This is a genomic window from Psychrobacter cibarius (assembly GCF_016107535.1).
Taxonomy (GTDB): Bacteria; Pseudomonadota; Gammaproteobacteria; order Pseudomonadales; family Moraxellaceae; genus Psychrobacter; species Psychrobacter cibarius.
This window is the reverse complement of sequence record NZ_JABASQ010000019.1, coordinates 22,917-48,931: the sequence shown is the minus strand read 5'-3', so window position 1 is coordinate 48,931 and position 26,015 is coordinate 22,917. Positions and strand designations below refer to the sequence as shown.

Annotated in this window: 23 protein-coding genes; 11 read left to right on the top strand and 12 right to left on the bottom strand. The window is 44.0% G+C overall.

The window, feature by feature from the left end; all coding sequences use genetic code 11:
- Window positions 1–72: 72 nt before the first annotated feature.
- The gene (locus tag JFC08_RS10625; RefSeq protein ID WP_198330665.1) at window positions 73–1,053 is read right to left on the bottom strand and encodes a GlxA family transcriptional regulator; all 981 of its coding nucleotides are present in this window, start codon (window positions 1,051–1,053) and stop codon (window positions 73–75) included.
- Window positions 1,054–1,161: 108 nt separating this feature from the next.
- Between JFC08_RS10625 and JFC08_RS10620 the strand changes: the two genes are divergently transcribed.
- The 5 genes from JFC08_RS10620 to JFC08_RS10605 all read left to right on the top strand — a co-directional run bounded on the left by JFC08_RS10620 (window position 1,162) and on the right by JFC08_RS10605 (window position 4,451).
- Complete coding sequence (locus tag JFC08_RS10620; RefSeq protein WP_198330664.1) at window positions 1,162–1,710, top strand: cysteine hydrolase family protein; 549 nt, start codon at window positions 1,162–1,164, stop codon at window positions 1,708–1,710.
- Window positions 1,711–1,803: 93 nt separating this feature from the next.
- Window positions 1,804–2,718 carry an MBL fold metallo-hydrolase gene (locus JFC08_RS10615; protein WP_198330663.1) on the top strand — a complete coding sequence of 305 codons (915 nt, stop codon included), beginning with the start codon at window positions 1,804–1,806 and terminating at the stop codon, window positions 2,716–2,718.
- Between the two features lie 92 nt (window positions 2,719–2,810).
- Window positions 2,811–3,107, top strand: coding sequence for an LLM class flavin-dependent oxidoreductase (locus JFC08_RS13900; RefSeq protein ID WP_244656508.1), 297 nt, complete (start codon window positions 2,811–2,813; stop codon window positions 3,105–3,107).
- 249 nt (window positions 3,108–3,356) lie between these two features.
- Window positions 3,357–3,857: an LLM class oxidoreductase gene (locus tag JFC08_RS13895; protein ID WP_244656507.1), complete on the top strand. Its 501-nt coding sequence runs from the start codon at window positions 3,357–3,359 to the stop codon at window positions 3,855–3,857.
- A 315-nt stretch (window positions 3,858–4,172) separates the two neighbouring features.
- Window positions 4,173–4,451, top strand: coding sequence for a peptidylprolyl isomerase (locus tag JFC08_RS10605; protein ID WP_060490868.1), 279 nt, complete (start codon window positions 4,173–4,175; stop codon window positions 4,449–4,451).
- A 369-nt stretch (window positions 4,452–4,820) separates the two neighbouring features.
- Here the strand turns inward: JFC08_RS10605 and JFC08_RS10600 are convergent, their stop codons facing one another.
- Window positions 4,821–5,708: an SDR family NAD(P)-dependent oxidoreductase gene (locus JFC08_RS10600; protein ID WP_198330662.1), complete on the bottom strand. Its 888-nt coding sequence runs from the start codon at window positions 5,706–5,708 to the stop codon at window positions 4,821–4,823.
- 189 nt (window positions 5,709–5,897) lie between these two features.
- Here JFC08_RS10600 and JFC08_RS10595 point away from each other — a divergent pair, with 189 nt between their 5' ends.
- A complete protein-coding gene (locus tag JFC08_RS10595) occupies window positions 5,898–6,161 on the top strand; it encodes a hypothetical protein (RefSeq protein WP_198330661.1) in 264 nt (87 codons plus the stop codon).
- A gap of 51 nt (window positions 6,162–6,212) precedes the next feature.
- On the opposite strand, the gene dusB is transcribed toward JFC08_RS10595, so the two are convergent.
- From dusB to JFC08_RS10580, 3 genes are all read right to left on the bottom strand, one after another.
- A complete protein-coding gene (dusB, locus tag JFC08_RS10590; RefSeq protein WP_198330660.1) occupies window positions 6,213–7,244 on the bottom strand; it encodes a tRNA dihydrouridine synthase DusB in 1,032 nt (343 codons plus the stop codon).
- Window positions 7,245–7,376: 132 nt separating this feature from the next.
- Window positions 7,377–9,422, bottom strand: a complete 2,046-nt coding sequence (locus JFC08_RS10585; RefSeq protein WP_198330659.1) for a BCCT family transporter — start codon at window positions 9,420–9,422, stop codon at window positions 7,377–7,379.
- 319 nt (window positions 9,423–9,741) lie between these two features.
- The gene (locus JFC08_RS10580) at window positions 9,742–10,182 is read right to left on the bottom strand and encodes an HIT family protein (RefSeq protein ID WP_198330658.1); all 441 of its coding nucleotides are present in this window, start codon (window positions 10,180–10,182) and stop codon (window positions 9,742–9,744) included.
- Window positions 10,183–10,440: 258 nt separating this feature from the next.
- Between JFC08_RS10580 and JFC08_RS10575 the strand changes: the two genes are divergently transcribed.
- The 3 genes from JFC08_RS10575 (at window position 10,441) to JFC08_RS10565 (ending at window position 14,751) form a co-directional block, all read left to right on the top strand.
- Complete coding sequence (locus JFC08_RS10575) at window positions 10,441–11,202, top strand: hypothetical protein (protein WP_227697736.1); 762 nt, start codon at window positions 10,441–10,443, stop codon at window positions 11,200–11,202.
- A 205-nt stretch (window positions 11,203–11,407) separates the two neighbouring features.
- Window positions 11,408–13,294, top strand: coding sequence for a dihydroxy-acid dehydratase (gene ilvD / locus JFC08_RS10570; protein ID WP_198330656.1), 1,887 nt, complete (start codon window positions 11,408–11,410; stop codon window positions 13,292–13,294).
- 209 nt (window positions 13,295–13,503) lie between these two features.
- The gene (locus JFC08_RS10565) at window positions 13,504–14,751 is read left to right on the top strand and encodes a cation:proton antiporter (RefSeq protein ID WP_198330655.1); all 1,248 of its coding nucleotides are present in this window, start codon (window positions 13,504–13,506) and stop codon (window positions 14,749–14,751) included.
- A gap of 27 nt (window positions 14,752–14,778) precedes the next feature.
- Here the strand turns inward: JFC08_RS10565 and JFC08_RS10560 are convergent, their stop codons facing one another.
- From JFC08_RS10560 to JFC08_RS10545, 4 genes are all read right to left on the bottom strand, one after another.
- Window positions 14,779–16,185 carry a serine hydrolase domain-containing protein gene (locus tag JFC08_RS10560; protein ID WP_198330654.1) on the bottom strand — a complete coding sequence of 469 codons (1,407 nt, stop codon included), beginning with the start codon at window positions 16,183–16,185 and terminating at the stop codon, window positions 14,779–14,781.
- A gap of 263 nt (window positions 16,186–16,448) precedes the next feature.
- Window positions 16,449–16,991 carry a protein tyrosine phosphatase family protein gene (locus JFC08_RS10555; protein ID WP_198330653.1) on the bottom strand — a complete coding sequence of 181 codons (543 nt, stop codon included), beginning with the start codon at window positions 16,989–16,991 and terminating at the stop codon, window positions 16,449–16,451.
- Between the two features lie 176 nt (window positions 16,992–17,167).
- Window positions 17,168–18,085 carry a MaoC family dehydratase gene (locus JFC08_RS10550; RefSeq protein WP_198330652.1) on the bottom strand — a complete coding sequence of 306 codons (918 nt, stop codon included), beginning with the start codon at window positions 18,083–18,085 and terminating at the stop codon, window positions 17,168–17,170.
- A 360-nt stretch (window positions 18,086–18,445) separates the two neighbouring features.
- Window positions 18,446–19,846, bottom strand: coding sequence for a 3-oxoacyl-ACP reductase (locus JFC08_RS10545; RefSeq protein ID WP_198330651.1), 1,401 nt, complete (start codon window positions 19,844–19,846; stop codon window positions 18,446–18,448).
- Between the two features lie 576 nt (window positions 19,847–20,422).
- On the opposite strand from JFC08_RS10545, the gene JFC08_RS10540 reads away from it, so the two are divergent.
- Together JFC08_RS10540 and ppk2 are read left to right on the top strand one after the other, a co-directional pair.
- Complete coding sequence (locus tag JFC08_RS10540; RefSeq protein ID WP_198330650.1) at window positions 20,423–21,982, top strand: acetyl-CoA C-acetyltransferase; 1,560 nt, start codon at window positions 20,423–20,425, stop codon at window positions 21,980–21,982.
- A gap of 248 nt (window positions 21,983–22,230) precedes the next feature.
- Window positions 22,231–23,244: a polyphosphate kinase 2 gene (gene ppk2 / locus JFC08_RS10535; RefSeq protein ID WP_228139068.1), complete on the top strand. Its 1,014-nt coding sequence runs from the start codon at window positions 22,231–22,233 to the stop codon at window positions 23,242–23,244.
- A 300-nt stretch (window positions 23,245–23,544) separates the two neighbouring features.
- Here ppk2 and JFC08_RS10530 read toward each other — a convergent pair whose 3' ends face one another.
- From JFC08_RS10530 to kdsB, 3 genes are all read right to left on the bottom strand, one after another.
- Window positions 23,545–23,892 (bottom strand): PilZ domain-containing protein, encoded by a 348-nt coding sequence (locus JFC08_RS10530; protein WP_045446052.1) that lies wholly within the window; start codon window positions 23,890–23,892, stop codon window positions 23,545–23,547.
- Window positions 23,893–23,947: 55 nt separating this feature from the next.
- Complete coding sequence (locus tag JFC08_RS10525) at window positions 23,948–25,093, bottom strand: DNA polymerase III subunit delta' (RefSeq protein ID WP_198330649.1); 1,146 nt, start codon at window positions 25,091–25,093, stop codon at window positions 23,948–23,950.
- An 84-nt stretch (window positions 25,094–25,177) separates the two neighbouring features.
- Window positions 25,178–25,990: a 3-deoxy-manno-octulosonate cytidylyltransferase gene (gene kdsB, locus JFC08_RS10520; protein WP_198330648.1), complete on the bottom strand. Its 813-nt coding sequence runs from the start codon at window positions 25,988–25,990 to the stop codon at window positions 25,178–25,180.
- Window positions 25,991–26,015: the final 25 nt, after the last annotated feature.

The window sequence follows — 26,015 nt, the reverse complement described above, 5'->3', positions numbered from 1 at the left end:
TTTTATTACATCTAACTCTTACCTATAAGCAGTCAATGTGCCTACCTTTAAAAAAATCATTACCTAAACCTATCACGCCTTATTCGTATTAAATCTACGTCGATACTCACTTGGTGTCAACCCAACAATGCGCTTAAATATTTTACGAAATGCACTGACATCACTATAACCCACTTTCCACGCTATTTGCTCAACAGGAGACGACGAGAACTGTAGAAAGTCTTTGGCACTGCCGATGCGTAACCGCTGATAATATTCCGTTGATGTCATGCCTGTTGCCTTATGAAAACGACGCAGAAAAGTACGCTCTTCTAACTGCGCGCAATTGGCGAGGGTGGATAAATCAATATCTTGTGCATTGGTTCTTTGTAGCCAATGCTGCACTTTTAATATGGCTGTGTCTCCATGGGTGAGGTTGGGTGAGAAAGCACTGTAATAACATTGTTCACGCCTTGAGGGGTCAATTAACAACATACGAGCGGTTTCATTCATCACCTGAGAACCAAGAAAGCGATCAACCATTCTTAATCCTAAATCTGTCCAGGCCATCGCGCCACCAGCGGTCACAATATCACCGTCTTCGATAATAATGCGATCGACATCAAGCTTCACATCAGGGAAACGCTGCTTAAAATCCTCTGCATAACCCCAATGCGTGGTTGTCTTGCGCTTAGATAGTAGTCCTGTTTCACCCAGTAAAAAAGCACCTGCACAGACGGATGACAATACCACACCTGTCGAATGCTGCTCTTTTAGCCATTCTAGCCAAGGTTCTGCCGCTTGCTTTGCAATCGGTGCTTCTAACGTGGGTGGAATGATGACGGCTGTTAATTTTCCTACGCTATCAAGATTGCTCGAAAAAGTGCGCTTAGGCTGCTGCTTAGCGCCGCTAATCTCCCAGTGACTTACTTGTAGAGGCAGATCGGTTGTATCTTGACGTTTGGCGGCGAGTTTACTGGCAACCGTCAGTAAATCAGTCAGTCCAAGGACAGCCGCCATTTGTGCTTTCTCATAGACGACCAACCCAATTTCAATCGTATCTTTATGACTCATATGTCGTTATTAACCTCTTATGTGTCGATGTAGCCACTCGTTAGTGTAGCACAGTGCTTGTAAAATATACGCCTATACAGTCACTTCCATAAATAAAGAGGCATTATTATGAACACACAAGCATTGATCGTTGTCGACATTCAAAATGAATATTTCCCACAAGGTAAACTCGCACTCGTAGGTATTAACGAAGCCGCTGATAATGCCGCTTTGGTGATTGCGTCTGCCAGAGAAAAAGGTCATACCGTCATTCATATCCGTCATGAGATGCCATCTGCTGACGCACCAATCTTTACGCCTGGTAGCGATGGTGTGGTGATCAATGAGAAGGTAAAACCTGTAGAGGGTGAAGCCGTCATCACTAAGCATTATCCCAATTCGTTCCGCGAGACCAATCTGAAAGAGCTATTAGATAAAGAAGGTATCAAAGAAGTGACTGTGATTGGCGCCATGAGCCATATGTGTGTTGATGCAACGGTTCGTGCTGCAGTGGACTTTGGTTATACAACCACTACCGTCCATGATGCCTGTGCCACGCTTGATCTTGAATTTAATGGTACGAAAGTACCTGCTGCTCAGGCTCATGCCACTATCATGGCAGCGATTGAGTTTCTATATGGCGAAGTGATTGATACTCAAACGTGGATTGCCCGTTAATCCAGAGTTGTTAATCAAATCATGATTTAGTCATGAAATAGACTCTTAAACCATATTCCCATTAAGAAGAATTTCCTCAATAAGGTAACTATTATGAATATCGCAAAATCGCTGACCGGCACCACACTGTTAAGTGGCATGATGTTGTTAACGGCATGTACCACCTTTGCCAGTCCAGCAGCAAATTCTAACGCTGTAAAACAGACAGCGACCAATACCGTTCAATTTCAGCAAATCCGTAATGCCACGATCAAGCTTAATTATGACGGGACTACATTTTTAGTGGATCCGATGCTAGCGGCTAAAAACGCTTATCCAGGGTTTGATGGCACAGTAAATAGCCAAATACGCTATCCAATGGTCGATCTGCCAATGTCTGTTGACGAAGTGCTTAAGGCTGATGCCATTATTTTGACCCACTTACATGATGATCATTGGGATGAAGCTGCACGTAACCTTGTGCCTCGTGACATGCCAATTTTTACCCAAGATGCAGCCGATGCGGCAATCGTACGTAAAGATGGTTTTACCGATGTCAGAGTATTAACCGAACAAGGCGTTGTGTTTAAAGGCACTAAGATCAATAAAACCATCGGACAGCATGGTACTGATGAGATGTACAAAGTGGCGCCATTAGCTGAAGTGCTGGGCAAAACGATGGGGATTGTATTCCAGAAACCAAACTACAAGACCGTCTATGTCGCAGGGGATACCATTTGGAATAAGGAAGTAGAGAGTACACTTACTCACTACAAACCTGATGCCGTCATCCTTAATGCAGGCTATGCCAAGCTGACTACCTTTGTGGATGACTCGATCATTATGGGGAAAGACGATGTATACCGTGCCTATAAATTCTCTCCTAATGCGCAGATTGTTAGCGTGCACATGGATACGGTCAATCATGCCACTCTCACCAAGGCAGAGCTGCGCCGCTTTATCGAGGAAAAACATCTGGATAAACAACGAGCGCTTGTTCCTGATGATGGGCAGCTCTATAAATTCTAGTACTTGATAGCTGGGTTTTTAAATCTTCCCTGTGTGGCAATACCCAAAGTGTGTTGTCATGCATCGTTAATACGGTAAAAATGAGATCGCTTATGAATATGCCAAATCATTCAGGTAGCGCCCCTTTCGTTCTTTCGGTGCTCGACAATGCCTTCACCGGCGTTGGTCACACGGCAGAGGACACCTTTCAAGAGATGATTGCGCTTGCAAAACTGGCGGATAAAAGGGGTTTTCAACGGTTTTGGATGTCTGAACACCATGCCATGCCTGGTGTTTCGGTGCCTTCACCGCAGATGATGGTGGCTCGGCTTACTGGGGAAACTGAGAACTTTAGACTTGGTGCAGGTGGCATCATGCTACCCAATCATGTGCCTTTGGTCATCGCTTAACAATTTGGTATGCTTGATGCGATGGCACCAAGGCGAATTGATCTTGGTTTGGGACAGGCACCGGGTACGGATGTCGTAACGGCTTCAGCTTTGCGTCGGCATCAGGCGGCGAACAATGAATTTCCTCAGCAAGTTGCAGAGTTGTTGGGCTTTTTAGAAGCTTCCCAAAAGACCATTTTTATAATGAGGTTCATGCGGTGCCAGGCTCATGGAAAGCCGAGTACCCCCATCGAAGACCGCTGCTGATGTTTGGATCTTAGGGTCATCGACTTACTCCGCGCATCTGGCAGGGGTAGACCTTATGCATTTGCTCTACAGTTTGGCAATGCTGATGTATTAAGTGCCATGCGCATTTACCGAGAGAATTTCCGTCCTTCAAAAATTCTAGCCAAGCCATATAGTTTGGTCAGTATTGGTGCGATTGCAGATGAAGATCCTGTAGAGGCACGTCGCCAATCAACATCGTCTGCCATGGCAATGTTAAGAATGTTCCAGCGCAAACCTTTTGCTTTGCTGCCTCCTGATGAAGTGGCGGCTTTTCAAGGCAATATGCAAGAGCGCCAGATTATTGAACAGTATACCGATCAAACCCTTCATGGTACTGCTGATGAGGTCGCAAAAGGTTTAGAGGATCTTCAGGAGCAGACAGGGGTGGATGAGGTCATGATGGTGGTTCAGGGCTATTCGCGCCGCGCCCAATCGCGCACTGTTGAGCTAATCGCAGATCACTATCGTATGCCAAGTCACTAGATCCTGTTGGGAATAACGATATTAAAAAGTTAGCAAAGCGCTTAATGCCTAACCATTAGGCTTGATTGGGCTCGTAAGCTACCCTTGATTCTTAGCTCAGATCAAGGTGCGATTGATCTGCTCATGCACATCTACCCAAATGCATTGCACCGATGTAATGACAGCGACACTCAAAAGACACCGATTCTCATCCAAATAGTAGTCCCTGTGTAGATAATGGCTTTTGAAGAAGTAGCGCATACAAGTGAAGTTAGCAACCAAGATAAGCCGTGATATAATGCCCCGATAATCGATATTTTATAAAAGGTTTACATTATGGCTCGTACAGCTAGCGCATTACACATTTTAGTAAAACACAAAGAACAGGCTGAAGATATTATTGCCAAGCTTCAAAAAGGCGCTAAGTTCGATGTGCTGGCGAAACGACATTCAACCTGCCCTTCAGGTAAAAAAGGCGGTAGCTTAGGTGAGTTTCAACAAGGCGACATGGTACCAGCATTTGATAAAATCTGCTTCAGCGGCAAACTCTTCACCCCACATTTAGTAAAAACCAAATTTGGCTGGCATGTGGTTAAAGTACTTTACAGGACATAAGTGTTAGAGGCGGAGCTTTCATTGTAAGCCGACTGATATATGCCTTAAAAATTATTCTGACTCATACAGGATCTAACATCATGGCAATCACGATTTGAGCTGCCATGATTGACTCATTTATGACCCGAAACGACTTATGACTTAATGTGAGTGCTAAATCTAAATTTGAGTTGAAGACACGTTAGTTCCCATAAGAGTGATTATGATAGACAGTTATAAATAGGTTTTGATCATAATAAAGCGTTAAGAACAAAAGGCTGCTACTGCCCTCTCTCCTATTTTGTATCAACATTAATAATTTTAAGGCATTAAAAAAGGACACCGCAGCGTCCTTTTTTATCCTAAATCAAGGCTCATACACAGCCTATTCTAATGATGCTCACCAGGAAGTATTCTGGCAAAGGCGCGCTGAGCAAGGTTTGGCTTCTTATCGGTAGTCAGTCCAGCGCGGGTGCTTGGAAAAATACGATAACCCATCGATTGAATACCAACGTTGATTGCTGGTGCCAGTGAATAAGTAGCTGACGCAAATTTACCCATGTTGCTGGCAATACTGTTTGGTTTATGGACAATCGCTTTGGCAACCATCATCGCTGCTTCATCAGGCATAAGCGCAGGCATGTAGCGGTACAACTTAGTAGGCTCAATCATAGGCGTACGCACCAATGGCATAAAAATATTGGTGATCGTCACATTATCGCCCTTCACTTCAGCAGCTAAGCAGCGGCTAAAGGCATCCAATGCCGATTTTGAGGCGACATAAGCGGCAAAACGCGGACTGTTTGCCAATACGCCAATAGAGGAAATATTCACAATTTGACCAGTTTGACGTTCAATCATCGTCGGCAAAAACCCAAGAACTATTTTAACCGCGCCAAAGTAATTGATATCCATAGTACGCTCAAAATCATGGAAACGATCAATAGACTCGTGAACCGAGCGCCGAATTGAACGACCAGCGTTATTGACCAAGACATCAACATGTCCGAAATCTGCCAAAATTTGCGTGCTAACTTTTTCGATATCATCCATATTGGTTAAATCACAAGGGTAATAACTGGCATTGCCACCAAGCTCCTCGATACTTTCTTTAACGGCTTTTAGTTTGTCTTCGGTACGTGCTAATAAGATAACATGCGCACCGCATTCACTGAGTAAATACGCTGTACGCTCACCAATACCGCTTGATGCCCCTGTGATAATGATATGCTTATCTTTGACCGCTTTGTTGATTTCTTTTTTTGAGGGATTGGCCATAAAAAATCCTTTTTGTTGTTTCTATGCCTATGAATGTTCGATTACAGCATAGCAAAAAATTATGGCTTAAAGTGAACAAAACCGCCGTCTCAGCCAGATAATTTGACGATTATAAGGATTGATAAACGTATAATCGCAGTATTGCTTAGACTTACGATTTCCACCGAACATCGATAAGGAGTATCTGTTTTGATTGCAACTCTAGCTCATTACATTGATTTAATTGCTAAGATAGTCGAGATCATTGGCGTACTTATTATGTTTTTTGGACTGTTTTTTGCTTTTTATCGAGGGATTCGCCTAACCAGTGGGTTTAATCACGAGACCTATATCGAAATCAGACAAACTGTGGGTAAATCTATTTTGTTAGGATTAGAAGGCAAATTTCCTTGGCAAAAAGAAAATACAGTGCTCAAAAAAGAACCACATACCGCTAAAGTGGACGAGCTTTAAAGCTTTTTTTGTCATTTAACAAACGCTTAGCATGAGCCGTTTGCTCACTTACTATTCGTGCGCCTGCAAAAAATCTTCGACCACGCGAAACTGTCCAGCGGTACTTTCTTCGCCATACATCGCTTGGCGAAAAGCATTAGAATTAGGAATGCCTGTGGTATACCAAGCAATGTGCTTGCGAGCGATACGGCAGCCAGAGTACTCACCATAAAAGTCATATAGCTCTTGCAAATGCGCCAGTACGATCTCTTTTATCTCACTGACGCTCGGTGCATCAAGACTCTCACCAGTGCGTAAGAAGTGCTCGATATCACGGAATATCCACGGTTGTCCTTGGGCAGCACGCCCAATCATCACAGCATCACAACCTGTCAACTCATAGACACGCTGGGCTTTTTGCGCGCTATCGATATCGCCATTGGCAATGACGGGAATATTGATGCTTTCTTTGACTTCGCGTATCAGCTCATAACGCGCCTCGCCAGTATACATATCCTCGCGCGTGCGCCCATGAATGGCAATCGCTGCAATACCTGCTTGCTCAGCACGCTTTGCCACACGCAAGATATTCTCACGACCATTTTCATAACCCAATCGCGTTTTTAAGGTCACGGGTGCATCGACAGCATTTACCGCCGCATCTAACAAGCGCGCAACCAAATCTTCGTCTTGCAACAGTGCAGAACCTGCCAGCCTACGGCAGACTTTTTTGGCAGGGCAGCCCATATTGATATCAATAATTTGTGCGCCATTATCAATCTGATAGCGTGCCGCTTCTGCCAATTTATCAGGTTCAGCCCCTGCAATTTGCGCTGAAATAGGTGCAATTTCATTGTCAAAATTGGCACGATACAAGGACTTTTTGCGCGCGTAAAGCGCCGTGTCAGCGATAATCATTTCACTCACTGCATGACCGGCACCAAATGATTTACACAATCGCCGAAAAGGATTGTCCGTAACGCCCGCCATAGGAGCAACCATGAGGCGGTTTTCAATCGTCAAGCCGCCGATATTCAATGGCTGCAATAATGGATGGCCAGATACTGGCAAAGACGACGGTAAAGCAGGAGAATCAGTAGACATAAAAAACGGCTTGCCATTAATTAAAATAAGATAATAAAAACAAGCCGTTATTCTAAGGAATCGTACGCATATTGCAAGCTATTAACGTGAATAACTTGCATTAAGAAACACGACTTTTTTAACAGTACACCCTTACTTATCAAACACACTGCCCTGCTCCAGTGTGATGTCCTCATCATGCTCCTGCATACGCCACGGCAAACTATCTGGCGACACATTTAAGAAGTGTAGGTATTTTTCGAACTGATCAATAATATCGTTAATCACCGACTCTGATTGATAGCCATATAAATCATAGGTTTGACCACCACGGCGCAAATACACCTCAGCACGATGATGGTGCTCTTGTGGTAATTCATTGGCCATATCTTCCGTATAATAATCAGGAATTTCATGCTCTGACAAACGAACTTCATACCAGAACTCTACATTGTCACCGCGTCTTAATTCCAATACAGCACGGTTATTGACCTCATCATAATTCACATCAGGCAACCAGCCTGTTTCGGCAAATTTCTCTGCCACCTCATGCATCGATGATAAAACCGTACCTTTGATATAACCCAGCACTTTTTCGCGCGTTGGTTGATTGGTGATATAGTCAATACGATCACGCCATGCGTCAAGCTTAAGTAGATGCGGCGGCAAATGATTGTCATTGGCTAGGCTTTGATTGCGATGTCCTTCAATACGTAGTGCACGCCACATACCAAATGTCGAAATTAATATAATGATTGCAAACGGTAAAGCACTAACGATAGCTGCTGTTTGTAGTGCACTCAGACCGCCTGCGATAAGTAAAACCGCTGCGACCGCCCCCTCGGTGACCACCCAAAACGAGCGCTGCCACCAAGGCGTATCACTACGCCCACCCGCAGCGAGCGAGTCAATCACTAATGACCCTGAATCCGATGACGTCACAAAAAAAGTAATAATTAACAGTACTGTCAATGATGAGACAATCTGCGTAAATGGTAAATTCTCTAGCAATTTAAATAACGCAATCGCTTGGTTGTTTTGCACTTCGCTAATCAGCGCGTCGTAACCATCGACCATAATCATATGCAGTGCCGTATCGCCAAACACTGAAAACCAAAAGAAGGTAAATAGCGTTGGCACTAACATGACGCCCAATACAAACTCACGAATGGTGCGACCGCGACTGATTTTGGCAATAAACAGACCCACAAAAGGCGCCCAAGCAATCGTCCATGCAAAAATAAATAGTGTCCAACTACCGATCCAATCACTCGATTGATACGCTTGCAAGCTAAAAGTACGCTCAACGATATTGCCCAGATAGCTGCCCGTGTTTTCCATAAAAGCATTGAGAATAAAGATCGACGGACCAACGATAAAGACAAATAACATGAGTGCCGTTGCCAATACCATATTTAAAATAGACAAGCGCTTGACGCCTTTGTCCATACCTGCCAACACGGACACCAAGGCAGCTGCTGTTACTAAGGAGATGATAATAACCTGCACCGTCGTATTAACTGGTACCATCTCTGGTAGCAAATAATTTAGTCCTGCATTAATTTGCGCCACCGATAGACCCAAACTGGTGGCGATACCAAACATCGTGCCCACGATCGCAAACACATCAACGGTATGTCCGATAGGGCCATAGATTTTGTCACCGATTAATGGATATAGCGTTGAGCGTACCGACAATGGCAAGCCATGACGAAAAGAGAAATACGCCAGCGACAAACCTACTACGCCATAAATCGCCCAAATATGGAAACCCCAATGGAAATAGGCAATTTGCATGGCTTCTTTGGCAGCTTCAATCGTCTGCGGCGTGGAAAGTGGCGGACTGGCAAAATGCAATACAGGCTCTGCTACGCCATAAAACAGCAAGGCTATGCCGTAGCCTGCGGAAAAAAGCATGGCGAACCATTCCAGAAACTTATACTCAGCCTCCGCATGGTCAGGGCCTAATTTAATACTGCCATAAGGCGAAAATGCCAAGGCGATGATAAACATCAAAAATATGGCGACTGCCAACATATAAAACCAGCCGAAAGTGTCGGTGGTAAATGCCAGCACTTTGCTGAACAGCTCGCCAGCAGCGTCAGGGTTGATGGCTGTACCGATCACCAATAACAGCATAATCGCTGCTGCCGGTACAAAAACTGGCAACAAAATAGTGGAGCGAGGTAATTTACTCATAGAAAGTGATATCCCCAAAAAGTAGCAATGAAAAATAATCTTCGATATCAAGATTAATAATCAAAAGGAGCAGTGCCTTTTTTATAAAAATTGACTCACAAAGGCGAAAATGCATCAGTTATTGTTAAACAAATATAATTTTTATCACACTATGTTCAAAAACCCCAGACAAGCGCCCAACTTGTAACATGACTTTAACGATTGTTACATGACTATTACCAAGTAATAAAAAAGGCCGCTTGTTAGCGACCTTTTTATTTTATTCTGGAACAATTTATGTTTTGCTTGTTAATTCGATAAACATCTCGGTTTTTTATTATTAAACAGTAATGGCAGCAGCAAGTTGCTTTGCCGTTTCAGCCAGTTCTGTGTGATCAGCTTGGGTCACTGCATGTCGACCGAGCTGATGAATACTCGATGGAATGAGATGCACGTGATAATGAAAAACGGTTTGACCCGCCTCGCTACCATTTAATTGCATCTGAATAATGCCTTCACGCGCAAATACTTGACGCTGTGCTTGCATGACTTTTTTAGCGGTCATTAACACCGCTGCGGCATACTCTGGTTCAAGATCCGCCAAATCAACGGCTTTTTGCTTAGGAATCACCAGCACATGCCCCTCTGCTTGTGGCATGATATCCATAAAAGCAAGGGTTTTATCATCTTCATAAACTTTGTGATAGGGAATGTCACCATTTAGCATTTTGGCAAAGATATTGTTATCGTCATACGCGGCTTGCTCATTGGCTTGGGTCATTATTTTTTCCTTTACTTGTTTGATTATTGGTTACTCGACAGCTTTTAGAAGGGATGGAATAGCCTGTAATATAGTGGACGAAATGTCGTTTAAGCACAAGTTGCTATAGCACTCGTTATTAAGAATTAGCAATACATAAGCTAATCGCGGTAGCTCACCAATTTGGTTGGCGAGTCAGGCGCTTTAAATGTTATATTAACCCTCTACTTTAACAACACTACGTTTATGGATTCGTCTACTTTGCCGACTCAATCAAATATGAGTAACATTTATACAGAACCTGCTCAAACAGCGCAAACGTCTGTCACAGCTGGCTCTGTATTCAATAATGAAAAAGAACCAAGCAGCGCTGAGACTGAAAATGAGACTCAAGCCCCCATTCAAAGCATTGAGCCTAGCGCGCTCATTCTGGCCGAAGCACTGAGCGACAAGACGATTGGTTGGAAAATACACAATTGCAAAATCACTAAAAAGACAGTGACACAGGATTTACCACTACCGTTTTTATATCATTACGACAGTTTAAATGATGCGATTAAGCAAGCAAATCCGCTCACACCTGCCCTACTGTCACAGTTCAATACGCCCATGAGCGCTCGTGAAGCAGCCAAGCTGATTGGTATTAGCGAAGCACTAATCACCAGCCCTTGGCATGTCAAAATCATCGGGTCATTGGTGGTGTTTAGCGAAGCGTTGCAGTTAGCCGTACGCTTGCATTGGACCAATACAGGCAAAGACACCCAACAACTTTATACCCAGAATGAAGCAGACGCTATTACAGCCGCTTTTAAAGATTGGCAGTTTTTTGGTCGCATCGATGTACTCTACAAAAATAATAAGCAAACCTTAATCAGTATAGATGAACAAGCTGAAGGCAATGAGCAACTACTTCGTATTGAAGCAAACGCTGATTATCAATGCTTGCCAGCGACTCATGCGTTAGTGGTTATCGCTAAATTGGAAGCGGACAAAACAGAGCTACCTTGGTTTGAGACGGCGATAGTAGAGCGCGTCGAATAACATCTTGTCTTCCAATTATTTACGATGTTATGACTACTATTGACTTGGCATTATCAATGAATAGTTTTCAGTGATTCATATCTAATGGTATGGTAACGACCTAGTATTATTCACTAGTCCTCGCATTTTATAAAAAGCACACTATCAATATTAAAATTGAGGATGCACATTTTCACAAACCTCGCCTATTTGTAAGGAATATCACATGGATTATCGCTCAAAAACCTCTACTGGCGGCCGTAATATGGCAGGCGCGCGCGCATTATGGCGTGCGACTGGCATGACTGATGGCGACTTTGGTAAACCAATCATTGCCATTGCCAACTCGTTTACCCAGTTCGTACCCGGCCATGTGCATTTAAAAGACTTGGGGCAACTGGTCGCACGTGAGATTGAACAAGCAGGCGGCGTGGCTAAAGAGTTCAATACCATTGCGGTCGATGATGGTATTGCCATGGGTCATAGCGGTATGTTGTACTCACTGCCAAGTCGCGATTTGATTGCCGACTCTGTAGAATACATGGTCAATGCCCATTGCGCAGATGCCTTAGTTTGTATCTCCAACTGCGATAAAATAACGCCGGGTATGTTGATGGCAGCCATGCGCCTCAATATTCCAGTAGTGTTTATTTCAGGTGGTCCAATGGAAGCGGGCAAAATCTTAGCCAGTACCGTTGGTAAAAGCCATAATACCGATGGTAGTGACAGTAGTGCCATTCGCAAACTTGACCTCGTTGATGCGATGATGGATGCCGCTGATGACAGCATTAGTGATGAAGATGTAGCCGCTATTGAAGCCTCTGCCTGCCCAACTTGTGGTTCGTGCTCTGGTATGTTTACGGCCAACTCAATGAACTGCTTAACCGAAGCGTTGGGCTTGGCATTACCGGGTAATGGCTCGTTACTCGCCACCCACTCGCTACGTCGCGAGTTGTTTTTAGAAGCAGGACGCACCATTGTCTCACTTGCCAAACGTCGCTATGAGCAAGATGATGATTCAGTATTGCCACGCTCCATCGCTAGCAAAGCAGCTTTTGAAAACGCGATGACCTTAGATATCGCAATGGGCGGCTCAACCAATACTATTTTGCATCTGTTAGCGGCTGCTAACGAAGCAGAAGTCGATTTCAAAATGTCAGATATCGATCGTCTAAGTCGCGGTGTACCTTGCCTTGCAAAAGTCGCCCCTGCCTCGCAGAAATACCATATGGAAGATGTGCATCGTGCTGGCGGGGTCTTTGCGTTATTGGCCGAGCTTGATCGTGCTGGATTACTGAAGACTGACGTACCGACCATCCATAGTCCAACGATGAAAGCCGCGATTGATAAGTGGGACATCATGAATCCTGATAATCAAGAGGCACGCGCGCGCTTCCTTGCAGCACCGGGTGGCGTACGTACCACTGAGGCATTTTCGCAATCAAAAGAATGGTCAAACCTCGACGTCAACCGCGAGTCAGGTTGCATCCGTAGTGCCCAACATGCCTATTCTACAGATGGTGGTTTGGCCGTATTGTATGGCAATATCGCTGAGCGTGGCTGTGTAGTCAAAACCGCAGGTGTGGATGACAGCATCCTAGTATTTACTGGTCGTGCTCGTCTATTTGAGTCACAAGATGATGCTGTCGCTGCGGTATTGGCCGACGAGATCGTGGCAGGTGATGTGGTCATTATCCGTTATGAAGGCCCTAAAGGCGGTCCTGGTATGCAAGAGATGCTCTACCCAACGACTTACCTCAAGTCAAAAGGCTTAGGCAAAGAATGCGCCCTACTCACCGATGGTCGTTTCTCTGGTGGTACCTCAGGCCTATCAATCGGTCATGCCAGCCCAGAAGCAGCTGAAGGCGGCGCAATTGGTCTGGTTGAAGAAGGCGATACCATCCATATCGACATTCCTAATCGTACGATTAACATGCAAGTCAGTGATGCCGATTTGGCCACTCGCCGCGAAGCGATGGAAGCTCGTGGCCGCGATGCGTGGAAGCCTGTAAGCCGTGACCGTCATGTGACCCCTGCGCTACGTGCCTATGCTGCCATGACGACCAGTGCCGATACCGGTGCGGTACGTGACGTGAGTCAAGTTGAGCGCTGAGCCTTCAATTATTAATTGTTAAAGTATATTGGTAAAAATCTATTAAGCCTGCGCTATGCAGGCTTTTTTTTCACCAAAAAACAACGCATATGTCGTTTTGATAACGATTTTTTGCGGTAATCATTATTTTTTAGCGTCATTATAATGGACTAGTAAATATGGTCTTATTCTAACTTTTTAAGATAAACATAACAGCGTGCACCTACCTTATGATTGAAAACTACAATTTATTTTTATTGGTCTGCGGTATCGCTTTTTTACTGGGGGCGTTGTTCCCCATTATATTTAAGCGCACGCCTATCTCTTTGCCTATGTTGCAAGTCAGCTTTGGGCTGCTGATGGGCTACTGGTGGACGACCTTATCATTCTTAGACCCTATGAATAACGGCTTAATTATCGAAAAATTAACCGAAATTGTGGTGCTCGTATCCTTGGTTGGTGCTGGTATTAAAATTGATACGAAGCTGTCTTGGCAATTGTGGCGACCGACCGTACGTCTGTTACTTATTACCATGCCGATTGGCATCTTTGCGATGGCGGTGCTAGGCTACTATGCATTTGGTCTCAGTCTGGGAGCTGCTATATTGCTGGGCGCAGTACTGGCTCCAACCGATCCCGTATTGGCTTCTAGTATTCAAGTAGGGCCACCCAACACAGGTCGCGAAGACACACCGCGCTTTACTTTGACGTCAGAAGCAGGATTGAATGACGGACTGGCTTTCCCATTTGTTTATTTGGCCATAAAAATAGCGGAAGCTTTTAGCCAAGGCAATTCCTTTACCCTCGAGATGCTCTGGTCATGGTTCACTCATGATGTCTTATGGAAAATTGGTGCTGGGCTGGTGGTTGGGATTGTCGTTGGTAAAATTATGGCTAAGCTGGTATTTTCAAAATACAGCCAAAACACCACTATTTCTCAAGGCTATGTGGTCATTGCGCTAACGTTAATGGCTTATGGACTTGCCGAATTTGTACATAGTTATGGCTTTATCGCTGTATTTATCGCAGCATTTGCCTTTCGCCGCTCAGAACATGAGCACAGCTATCACCACAAGCTCCATGATTTTGCAGAACAATCAGAAGGCTTACTCATGTCTCTAGTGCTGGTCACTTTCGGCATGTTTCTTGGTCAAGGATTACAGTCGGGCGTTGAGCTCACATGGCGTGTTTACATCGTCAGCTTCACTTTCCTCTTGTTGATACGTCCCATTGGCGGGTTTATTGCTTTATCAGGACTAAACATGCCACACACTGAAAAGTATGCCATCTCTGCTTTGGGCATCCGTGGCATTGGTACGCTATATTATTTATCTTATGCGCTCAACCAAGGTTTTTTCGGTGATGAAGATGCGCTTAAGCTGTGGGTCGTCTGTTCGATTGTCATTTTGGCGTCAATCTTTATCCATGGTCTTAGCGCCACAAGGTTGCTTAAAATGACGCCGAATAAATCACATTAACCTTATCGATAGAGCTATTTAGCGCTTTCAAAGCTCTGAATCGACTAAGTTAAGTACCGCTTCCGTTAGTGCAAACTGACGGACATCATTCAGCATCGTGGTGTCAAAATTATGGATAAAGGCAAATGACAATTGACGCTCTGGGTCACACCAAGCAACCGAACCGTTATAGCCCATATGCCCAAACCCTTGCTTGTTTGCATCCACTTTTTCACTGTCTGTATGCTGACAAAGACTAAATAACCGATGATAACCCAAGCGCCAATCCATGTTTGCTGGCATGACGGCATCTATCCCTGTGACTTGCGGTTTGGATAGTTGCTCAAAAGTGGCGCTATTAATAAATGTGTGTCCTTGCCATGTTCCGCCGTTGGCTAACATGGCATAGATGGTGGCCAATGCCTGAGCTGAAGCGACACCATTTGCTGCTGGAATAATGGCCTGTAATGTCTCACGACTGTGATAATCGATCGCTTGTTTGCCAGCAGGTATGAGTGCCGCCTTATAATTTTTTAGATTAAGCTGACTGCTATTGAAATACAAACGATTAATATGAGCCGTGTCTAGTATCGGTAAAGTGTTCTGCTCATCATCTGAACTTAGGTCTGCCGCTTGTATATCGACTAAGGCGAGCTGCTGCCAACAAGTGTAGCTAGGCAGATTGGCATAAGTACGTAAAGTACTTTGTGAGTCGGCTTTTAGGGTTGGCTTATGACGTTTATTACGCAGTTGTGAGCCAGCCTCATTTGATGCTTCGAAGTCTTTGGCCAGTCTTGCGACTTGGTTGACTTTATTTTCTGGTACACCAAAATAGCAACTATCAGCAATACCTAAAGGCTCAGTGAGATAATGGCGCAATGCCTCAGCTAAAGACATTTCAGTAACGGCTTCTATCAGACCGCCCAACACCCAACCATAGACCAGAGCACTATAAGCGCTGTCATATAGCTCGCCATGGTCTGGTGCTGTGATTGGCATGGCAGCAACTTGATTGAGCATTTGAGCCCAATCAAGCAAAGTTTCGCTATCCGCATCGATACTCTGAATTGAGAATAAGTTGGCTTGATGTGACATCACGCTACGTAATGTAATATTCCCTTTATTCTGTGCAGAAAATGCGGGCCAATAATGGGCAATAGGTTGGTCATAATCAAGCATCTGCTGCGAAACCAATATATGTACAAGCGTCGCCAATATACCTTTACCCGTCGAAAAGTTAATCGCCAAAGTATCAGGCTGCCATGGCATCTCTGGACGTGCCATCCCCACACTCGCCTGTGCAATGCATTCTCCTGCCTGATAAACAACCACGGCACCCCCTGCTGGTGCAGCATCAAGCTGTAAGTCGGTGAGTATTTGTTGCAAACGTTGTTGCAACGTTATATTTATCTGATGATCAAAAATCTGCGTGGTTTTATTATTATTGTCGATCATGGCTACCCTGCTCCATTTCTATAAAACAGCTAAACGGTAAAAAACTATTTAGCCCCCAATATTAAGTATTCATATGATAAAAAATACATTATTTGCTAAGGCGTAACTGTTCAATATCTCAATATTAGCAATTTATCTTTTCGTTTGCTTAGGGCGTGTCCTCATTTTTAAAAATAACAACGCACCTTAATAAAAAAGGCAACCTAGTGGTCGCCTCTCAGTCATTCAATGCTGCCCAATAATACGTTGTCATCCTTATGGTCTTAACGCGGTACCAACAGACGATTATGAACTTCTTGCTCAAGCTTCGTTAAACCATGACTGCGCCCACGTTCCATAGCGGTGTCCATTTTACGTCCCCGTAGCCATCCTGCGCGTAGCGCCATTGCGGCACCCACTCTATTGCCTGAGCCACAATGCACTGCCGTTTTTTTGCCATGATGTTGGCGCAATATGTTATCAAATGCCAATATATTGAGCTGCTTTAAGTCTGCAGCACCATTAATAGGCAGATGCTCATAGTCCATGCCAGCTCGCTCGACCGCTGCAGCTTCATCAAAGCTCAATTCATCATCTGGCTGTAAGTTAATCACTAACTCAACCCCAGCGTTCGCTAAGGCAACCACTTTTTCGTCATTGAGTGCACCGCATACAATGGTAGTGTCATCAGGACGAAAATAAGGCTCAAGAACAGTACTAAGATCAACGCCATTGTCTAAAACGTTATTGCCAGCATTCGATACTGTGTCAATAGCTACTGAATGATTCAGTTGATCTGGGTTTGGTACGGCGGTATGTGAAGTCATAATTATAAATTTGTTCGTTATATTTACTATGGTCAATTCCAGTTAAAATAAGTACAAAGCAACCGCGTGTCGATGTATAAGCAATACTTCAAGCGAGGTTAACGCTATTACTTTTCTATCACGAATCGACCATATTGAGATATTTTTTAGTTAAATGACAGTCGTTCTACTGGCTTTTACTCATTGCCACTCTGTAATTTAACCGTACCTGCCAAATGCGGCTTGTCATTTTTAGAGCTAAATAAACCAAACTCACAGGTATCGTCTGTGTCTTCAAGTGCAGCCACCGGATCAGCGATAAGCTCTACTTCGGCTGGCAAAAAGATAGGCAGTTTAAATGACACATCAACCGTACAAGCATCTGGCAACTCGTCCATCATAGCAAGGCATTTGGCCTTTGACCACATACCGTGAGCAATCGCTTTAGGAAAGCCAAACGCACGCGCAGATAATGGATGGAGATGAATGAGGTTAAAGTCACCTGAAACAAAAGCATAACGACGACCGATATCTTCTGGCACTTCAAAGATACTATGCACGCCTTCTGGGTTGACTGATGGCTTGACCGTTATTGGACGTGGAGTGCTTTTTTTGTCTTTGCTGCTGATTGGTTTTTTGCTGCGTGACAGATACGTCGAAGTACCTTCCCAAATCACCTTATCTTCTGACTTGACCGTCGTCACAAAATCAAACTGCTGACCCTGAGCATGGTCACGCAAATTATCAAAGGTAACTGACATAGCAACCGTTTCACGCTCACCGATAGGACGATACTGAGTCACACTATTATCGACGTGCACTAGACCCAACATAGCAAATGGAAATGGCTCTTTGACCATCATATTCATTTGCAGCGTCTGAGACAGCACTGAAAAGTAAGTAATAGGTACTTTGCCATTATCTGCAAAACCACAAATTTTACGATAATCGTTTAAGTTACTTTGGTCAATGTGCAAATCGTCCACATAGTAAGTCGCTTGCGGCAATTGGTCTTTACTGATTTTGCCGTTATTACCAATAGGCAATAAACTTTTAACAATATTGGCATAGGTCGTATGCGCTTTCGGCAACGCATCATAATGTTTGTCTGACATAATAAATCCTAAGTGGGGCTTGAGCAAATTTTCTTGGTGTATCTAAAGATGCTATGACATTATTGGTTACAGCCTATCATTGAGCAATGCCACCAGTATTATGCCTAAATTAGGCACAATTCATAGGCGTGGTTTTAGACAATGTAAGCAACTCTCACAGCAAAAAACAATTTGGCTACTGGTTCTCTGTGTTTTTATCATAAAAAAGCCACCCTTGGGCAGCTTTATTACGATTTATAAGCAATTTTTTCGTAAGCATATGTGAGGAAAATTAAAAATAATGATTAATATCAGCTATTTATCATTATCTAAATCATCATTTATACTTACTTATAATTGACACTGACTTATAAAGTGATATTAAGCACCCAATAAGCTTTGACCACAAACGCGAACGATGTTGCCATTTAAGCCACCAGAAGCAGGTGATGCAAACCATGCGATGGTCTCAGCCACGTCTACTGGCAAGCCGCCTTGGCTCATAGAGTTCATACGGCGACCCGCTTCACGAATAGCAAATGGAATGGCTTCGGTCATTTGCGTTTCAATAAACCCTGGAGCAACGGCGTTGATCGTCATGCCTTTGGCGTTGTCTTCTAACTGCTTGGCAGTGACATTCACCAATCCAATCACCCCTGCTTTAGAGGTGGCATAGTTGGTTTGACCCAAGTTGCCAGCGATACCTGAAATCGATGACACACAAACGATACGTGCATTGTCTTTTAATACGTCGTTGTCTAGTAAATAGCGGTTCAGCCTAGCAATACTACCTAGGTTAATATCGATAACCATGTCCCACTTTTTCTCGTCCATGTTTGCCAATGTCTTATCACGAGTGACGCCAGCATTATGGATGATTGAATCTAATCCGCCACGCTTTTGTGCAGCTTCGGCGATTTGCTTACCAGCGTCATCACTGGTGATGTCGACGGTCAATACTGAGCCACTAATTTCGCTAGCGACTTTTTGTAGGTCTGCTTGCTGCTGCGGTACATCAAGGCAGATAACGTGAGCGCCTTCGCGAGCCAATACACGAGCAATTGCTTCACCAATACCGCGGCTTGCGCCAGTCACCAGCATGGTTTTACCGCCAAGAGGCTGTGTCCAATCGACATCAACATTGCTACCTTTACTAACGCGTACCACTTGTCCTGAGACATAAGCTGAACGAGCTGAGGTGAAAAAGCGCAAAGTCGAATCTAAGTTTTGCTCTGCGCCGTCTTCCACATAGATAAGCTGTGCCGTAATACCTCGTTTGAACTCTTTACCAACAGACTTCACAAAGCCTTCAAGCGCGCGCTGAGCCAAAGCTGTATCAATGTCAGTGATATTTTCTGGTGGGCGACCAATGATAATGACGCGACCAGACTTTTCTACACGACGAGCGACAGTATGGAAGAACTCATACACTTCTTTTAATTGATCGGCATTGCTAATATTGCTGGCATCAAACAACAAAACTTTAAATTTATCATCGCCGCCCGTATTGGCTTTTGCTTCCACGCCTGCATCAGCAAGGGCATCTTTGATATCATCACTGCTGTTTACATAAACATCAGCATGTACGTCTGACAAAATTCGCGCCACAGACTCACTGACGCTTTTATCCTCGCCATTAGCACGACCAACCAATACGCTACCACGTACTAAAGGCTCACCGCTTTCGAAGCGATCAAGGGTAACAGGTAACGGTAAACCCAAATTTTTGGCCACTTTTTTGCCAATAGAAGACTGAACAAAATCACCATAACGGTCTGACATAATATAATCCCTATAACTAACGGTTAGAATAATAGTAATAAATGTAATGTGCCTATTATATAGACTCAATAACCTCATAATTATTGATATTTAGTAAATGAGTCTAAAGCTCGCCTAACTATACACTGCCATCTTAAACAAGTCCAAAAACCGATAATGTCTACAACAATCTGTAAACAACTCAGTATACAAGACGGTCACTTTTTCTGGATTTAAAAATCACCACATTGTGCTAAAATCAGACCTATAAGTTATAGCAAATGAAATTATCGATAACAATATATTATCAAATCTATCGTTATGCAATGCCAATAATCGATACTAGCCAGTATACGAAAGTCATATTGATGTCTTTCAAAGCTGATACCGACCTTAGATAAGCGTCACATAGTTTGCCAAAGATATACAGTAAGGTCGTAAAAACGTCTTATCATAAACAGTTATGCTGCGTAATAAGTGATAATATTTGCTTCTTGTTTATTTTCGATTATTGATTTTTTAATGTAATCATTTTTATTATTAGCTTTACTATTGTTACCCTCTTTTCTTCTGCCCATATTTTTTAAGGATAATATTATGAGTAATAAAAACAATCACCCTGATAGCCCTGTTGTTGAAAGTACAGTGGTAAAAGCCAGTGCGTCAAGATCTACTGATAATAAATCAGACAGCGCCAAAACAGAAACGGCTGTTAAAAAAGCTAAAAGCACGACAGCTACAGACACGTCTAATAAAGAGTCTTCTAGTAATAAAGAGTCTTCTAGCACCACAGAAGCAAATGATAAATCACCAGCTTCTACTACGAAAAAGCCAGCATCTGCTGCCAAAAAAACTAGCAAAACCAAAGCCGTTGCTGGTCAAAATCGTGTGGCTATCTTAGGTGGCAACCGTATTCCGTTTGCACGCTCGAACGGTTCATACGCTGACGTTAGCAACACCGACATGTTGACAGCTGCATTAGATGGCTTGATTGAACGCTATAACCTACAAGACGAAGTGTTGGGTGAAGTGGTGTCTGGTGCCGTCATGAAACTAAGCCGTGACATCAACCTAACTCGCGAAGCCACGCTTAACACAGCGCTCAACCCACATACGCCAACTTATGATATCTCACAAGCTTGCGGTACTGGCTTGCAAGCGACTTTTGCTTCTGCCAATAAAATCGCACTGGGTCTTATCGATTCAGCGATTACTGGCGGCGTAGACACGACCTCTGATGCACCGATCGCGATTGGTGATGGTCTACGTAAAGTACTGATCAAACTGGGTGCGGCTAAAGACAACAAACAACGCCTAAAAGCGCTAATGGGTCTAAATCCAAAAGACTTAATCGATTCGCCACAAAACGGTGAACCACGCACTGGTCTATCAATGGGCGACCATCAAGCCATCACCACACTTGAGTGGAATATCAGCCGCGAAGCACAAGATGAGCTTGCTTTTAACAGTCATCAAAACCTAGCGCGCGCTTATGATGAAGGATTCTTTGACGACCTAATCACTCCATACAAAGGTCTGACGCGCGATAACAACTTGCGTCCTGATACCACTTTGGAAAAACTGGCTAAATTAAAGCCTGTGTTTGGTAAAAAGAACGCCAATCCAACGATGACAGCAGCCAACTCTACCCCATTAACTGATGGTGCCTCTTGTGTCCTATTAGGAACCGATGAGTGGGCAAAAGAGCGTGGTCTTAAGCCATTGGCGTATATCGTTCATCAAGAAACGGCCGCCGTTGATTTCATTGGTAAATCTGGCACCACAGAAGGCCTATTAATGGCACCTGCTTATGCCGTACCGCGTATGCTTGAGCGTGCAGGTCTAACACTACAAGATTTCGATTTTTATGAAATCCATGAAGCCTTTGCATCACAAGTGTTATCAACACTAGCTGCTTGGGAAGATGAAAAATTCTGTGAAGAGCGTCTAGGACTAGATGCACCACTAGGCTCTATCGATCGTAGCAAGCTAAACGTGAATGGCTCGTCGTTAGCTGCCGGTCATCCATTTGCCGCAACGGGTGGTCGTATCCTAGCCACTGCAGCGAAGCTATTGGATCAAAAAGGCTCAGGTCGTGCACTAATCTCTATCTGTGCAGCTGGTGGTCAGGGCGTGACTTGTATCTTAGAGAAATAACTCTTTGACTGCTATTATTTAATTGCTATTACCAGTCAATAGTTAGCATGAATACTTTAAAGCACTCTTTAATCGATGGATTAGAGGGTGCTTTTTTATGCCCATTCACTACTCAAAACTGGATGTTAGTCATGGTCTTGCTAACAACACAATAATGAAACGTAGCCAACGCATAGCTCTATCGGTAGTTATGCTAAAGTAAGAGAATAACCAATAAAAATCATAACAACACTGATTAGGAGTTTTTTATGGGTAAGATACCTTCGTCCATCAATCCCAAATCCCTCACGCCACAAGAGCGTCAGGAACTTAGCTCACCTGAGCAACACAGTTTTATCGAGCGTATGGATAAAGAGGTTTTTAATGATCAGTTGCGTCGTAAGATGCACGAAGACCTCATCGATACTTATGATGAAGAGCTAGAAAATGAGATAGATGATTATGTGCGTGACTTTCGTTTTGATGGGCGCGAAATGAGTGAGCAAGAAAGACTTGATCGGCGTATGTACTTTCAAGAGTTGGTAAGGCTACAGCGCGAGCTTATTAAGTTGCAAGACTGGGTCGTTGATCGCGGTGAGCGTATCGTCGTCATATTTGAGGGTCGTGACTCAGCGGGTAAAGGTGGCGCTATCAAGCGTATCACGCAGCGCTTAAACCCTCGTGTGTGTCGAGTGGCTGCCCTACCTGCACCGACGGAACGTGAGCAATCACAATGGTATTTTCAGCGTTATGTCGCCCATTTGCCTGCTGCTGGTGAGATTGTTCTGTTTGACCGCAGTTGGTATAACCGTGTGGGGGTTGAGCGTGTGATGGGTTTTTGTACCGATGCACAGTATGAAGAATTTTTTCAGTCAGTACCTGAGTTTGAACGTATGCTAGTGCGCTCAGGTATTCGCTTGGTGAAGTATTGGTTTTCGATCACTGATGATGAGCAGCATTCTCGCTTTATGAGCCGTATTCATGACCCGCTCAAGCAATGGAAGCTCTCAGCCATGGACTTACAATCACGCCGCCGTTGGGAAGACTATACCAAGGCTAAAGAGACCATGTTTGAGCGAACGCATATCCCTGAAGCACCTTGGTGGGTGGTTGAAGGTAACAATAAAAAACGCGCAAGGCTAAACTGTATTGCTCATCTACTTGAACAAATTCCTTATAAGGAAGTGCCACGTGATGAGGTCGAATTACCCGATCGTAAACGTGATGACGAATACTACCGTGAGCCTATTCCAGATGATATGTATGTGCCACCGCGCTATTAAAAGATATGCTGGTTTTACGTAAGCCGTGTCCTCAATTCAATCGATTGTCCTCTAAATTGGCTAATAATGGCTACATTTTGCCAAGGATAGTCAAACAGCTTATTGATATCTCGATATTATTGGCATTACCTTCATTGTTTGACGGCAATTTTTATCACCATTTTTAAAATGAAGACACGCCCTAGTCTTATGCTCATAAAAAAAGCCGCCTTATCGATATATAAGGTGGCTTTTTTTATACTGTTTGTTGAATAATATTAGTCTAACATTCATCAAAACCATTACAAGTACAATAAATAATTACATGGTATAGGTGGACTGCAAACCATCTATTTTACCCGCCAATAATCGCTCAACTTCGTTTTTAATTCTTTGACCTGCAATATCAGTTCCAATCTGTACCGCAAAACCTGCCGGTCGACCACCTTGAGTTTTGGCGTTAATCCAAACCACTTTGCCATTCATAGGCAAACGCTCGCTAGAATTGGGTAAAGTGATGGCGATAAATACCTCGTTACCTAGCTGCTGAGCGTCATTGGATGGCACAAATAATGCGCCATTACTGACAAAGGACAAGTAGCTGGCATATAACATTTCGATATTTTCAATGTGGCAGGTTAATATCCCGCCGCGTCCTGGCATGGCCATAGTCAGCTTCCTTCATTAAGTTTGGTATTTTTATTTGCTATCAAGGCAGATTTTCTTATAAACAAGCCAATTCTTGCATTAGCTTATCATAGGCAAATTTTTCTTGCACATTTTGTTGCAGAGCGATTTTTTTCTGCTGTAAGCTATTAGAAAAAAGTGCGAGGCCATTATTATCAGGTGGATATTTTTCTAAGGCAGCGGATAGATTGACATCTTTTTGAAGCTCATTAAGCCCTAAGTAAAGACGGCGCATATCAAGTAGCATCAGCTCAGAAAGCTGAATAAATTCCGTGATACTCAGTTGGTTTTGCCAATAGTCACTGGCTGCCACACTACTACGTTTACCACTACGCAATGCCTGCCACGTCGTCAACCATAGCGCACGTTTGCTATACCATGGCGCTTGTGCCATGGCTATCGCTGCCAAAGGTGCGCCATTTGCCAATTGGATAAGCTGCTCAATCGCAGCCGTTCCGACCGCTTCACGATTGACCGTAGAGCCAAGTGCCTGTGTCACATAGTCAACGGCGATCATAGGCTGAATGGTCTGTAATGGCAACTGCTGCACCCGACTTTTAATGGTGGGCAGTAGTTGTGCTGGAGTATCGCTGATCAAAAACAAATGGACTTTAGCTTGTGGTTCTTCCAAGGTTTTGAGTAGCGCGTTGGCCGCAGCAATCGTCATTTGCTCTGCATGGTCTAACACACAGATACGCATCCCTTGACCACCTTGGTAGATAAAAGGCTGCAAGTTGCGGATATCATCCACTTTAATCTTAAGAGCACTGTTATTGGCTGTTTTGGATGATTTTTTATCCTTTGCAGCGTTACTTAATTTTTCTTGATTATCAGCACTATCTGCACTATCTGCACTGATCGGCATACTGATCAGTGGCAATACCTGTAAGCTTGGATGCGTGCCAGATCTTAGCCATTGGCAACTTTCACACGCGCCGCAAGCCCCTGTGGGATGGCTATCACGCTTACGGCATAATAGCCAAGCGACCAAACGCCATACAAAAGCCCGCTTGCCCATACCCTGCATACCAGCAGCTAATAGCGCATGTGGCAAAGATTGCTGTGATGTCAAAACTCGCTTGGTCAATTGCGACCACAGATTTTTCTGCCATGGCAATAACGCGGCGAAATAAATGTGGTCTGTAGTATCCATTGTGCCTGTATTTTGCGTCTTATCACTCATAGCTAACGTCCTATCACTTCGCTTGATTATTCAGGATATAGCGTGTTCATGACGCTTTAGATGAAATATTTTTGCTTAGGCTATCTATCCAATGGGGCTCTGAAATTCAGTCAAACTCATGGCATTTAAGCGGTCTAAATCTTCTTGGGTATCGACCCCTGCAGGTAGATGACAAGCGGCAACTGCAATAGCAATCTGCGCTCCATTTTCTAAAACGCGTAACTGCTCTAGGCTTTCAAGTGTCTCAAGTGGCGTTTGCGGCCAATGCACAAACTGCTGTAATAAACGGACGCGATAAGCATATAACCCTAAATGACGATAAGCATTTTTTGGTGGGTTTCTATGATTATCATTGGACAATACGACATCACGATCACAAGGAATGGGCGCTCGGCTAAAATAAAGCGCACGTTGCAAGTCATTAGCGTGTTGACTGACAACCTTGACCACTGATGGACGCATAAAGGTCTCATAGTCATCGATAGACTCACACAAAGTCGCCATCACGCTATCACTGTCTGCGACCAAAAGCGCCTTTACCTGCTCCAATAACAACGGTGGCACTAACGGTTCATCGCCTTGCATGTTGACCACGATATCATGGTCAGCCCACCCTTTGATGGCGGCAACTTCTGCCAAACGGTCAGTGCCTGAAGCATGCTCGCTACTGGTCATCACCACATCGAACCCTGCATCCATGCATATCTTGGCAATATCGTCATCATCCGTGGCAATACACATATCATCAGCGAAGTGCGCTGTTTGCGCCTTTTCAGCAACCCAAAGAATCATCGGCTTACCATGTATCTCTAGTAATGGCTTGCCGGGCAGCCGCGTGCTCTTAAAACGAGCAGGGATAACAATATGAGTTTTGGCGGGCATAATCACTGACGACATGGGGTTTCCTATAGCAATTTTTATA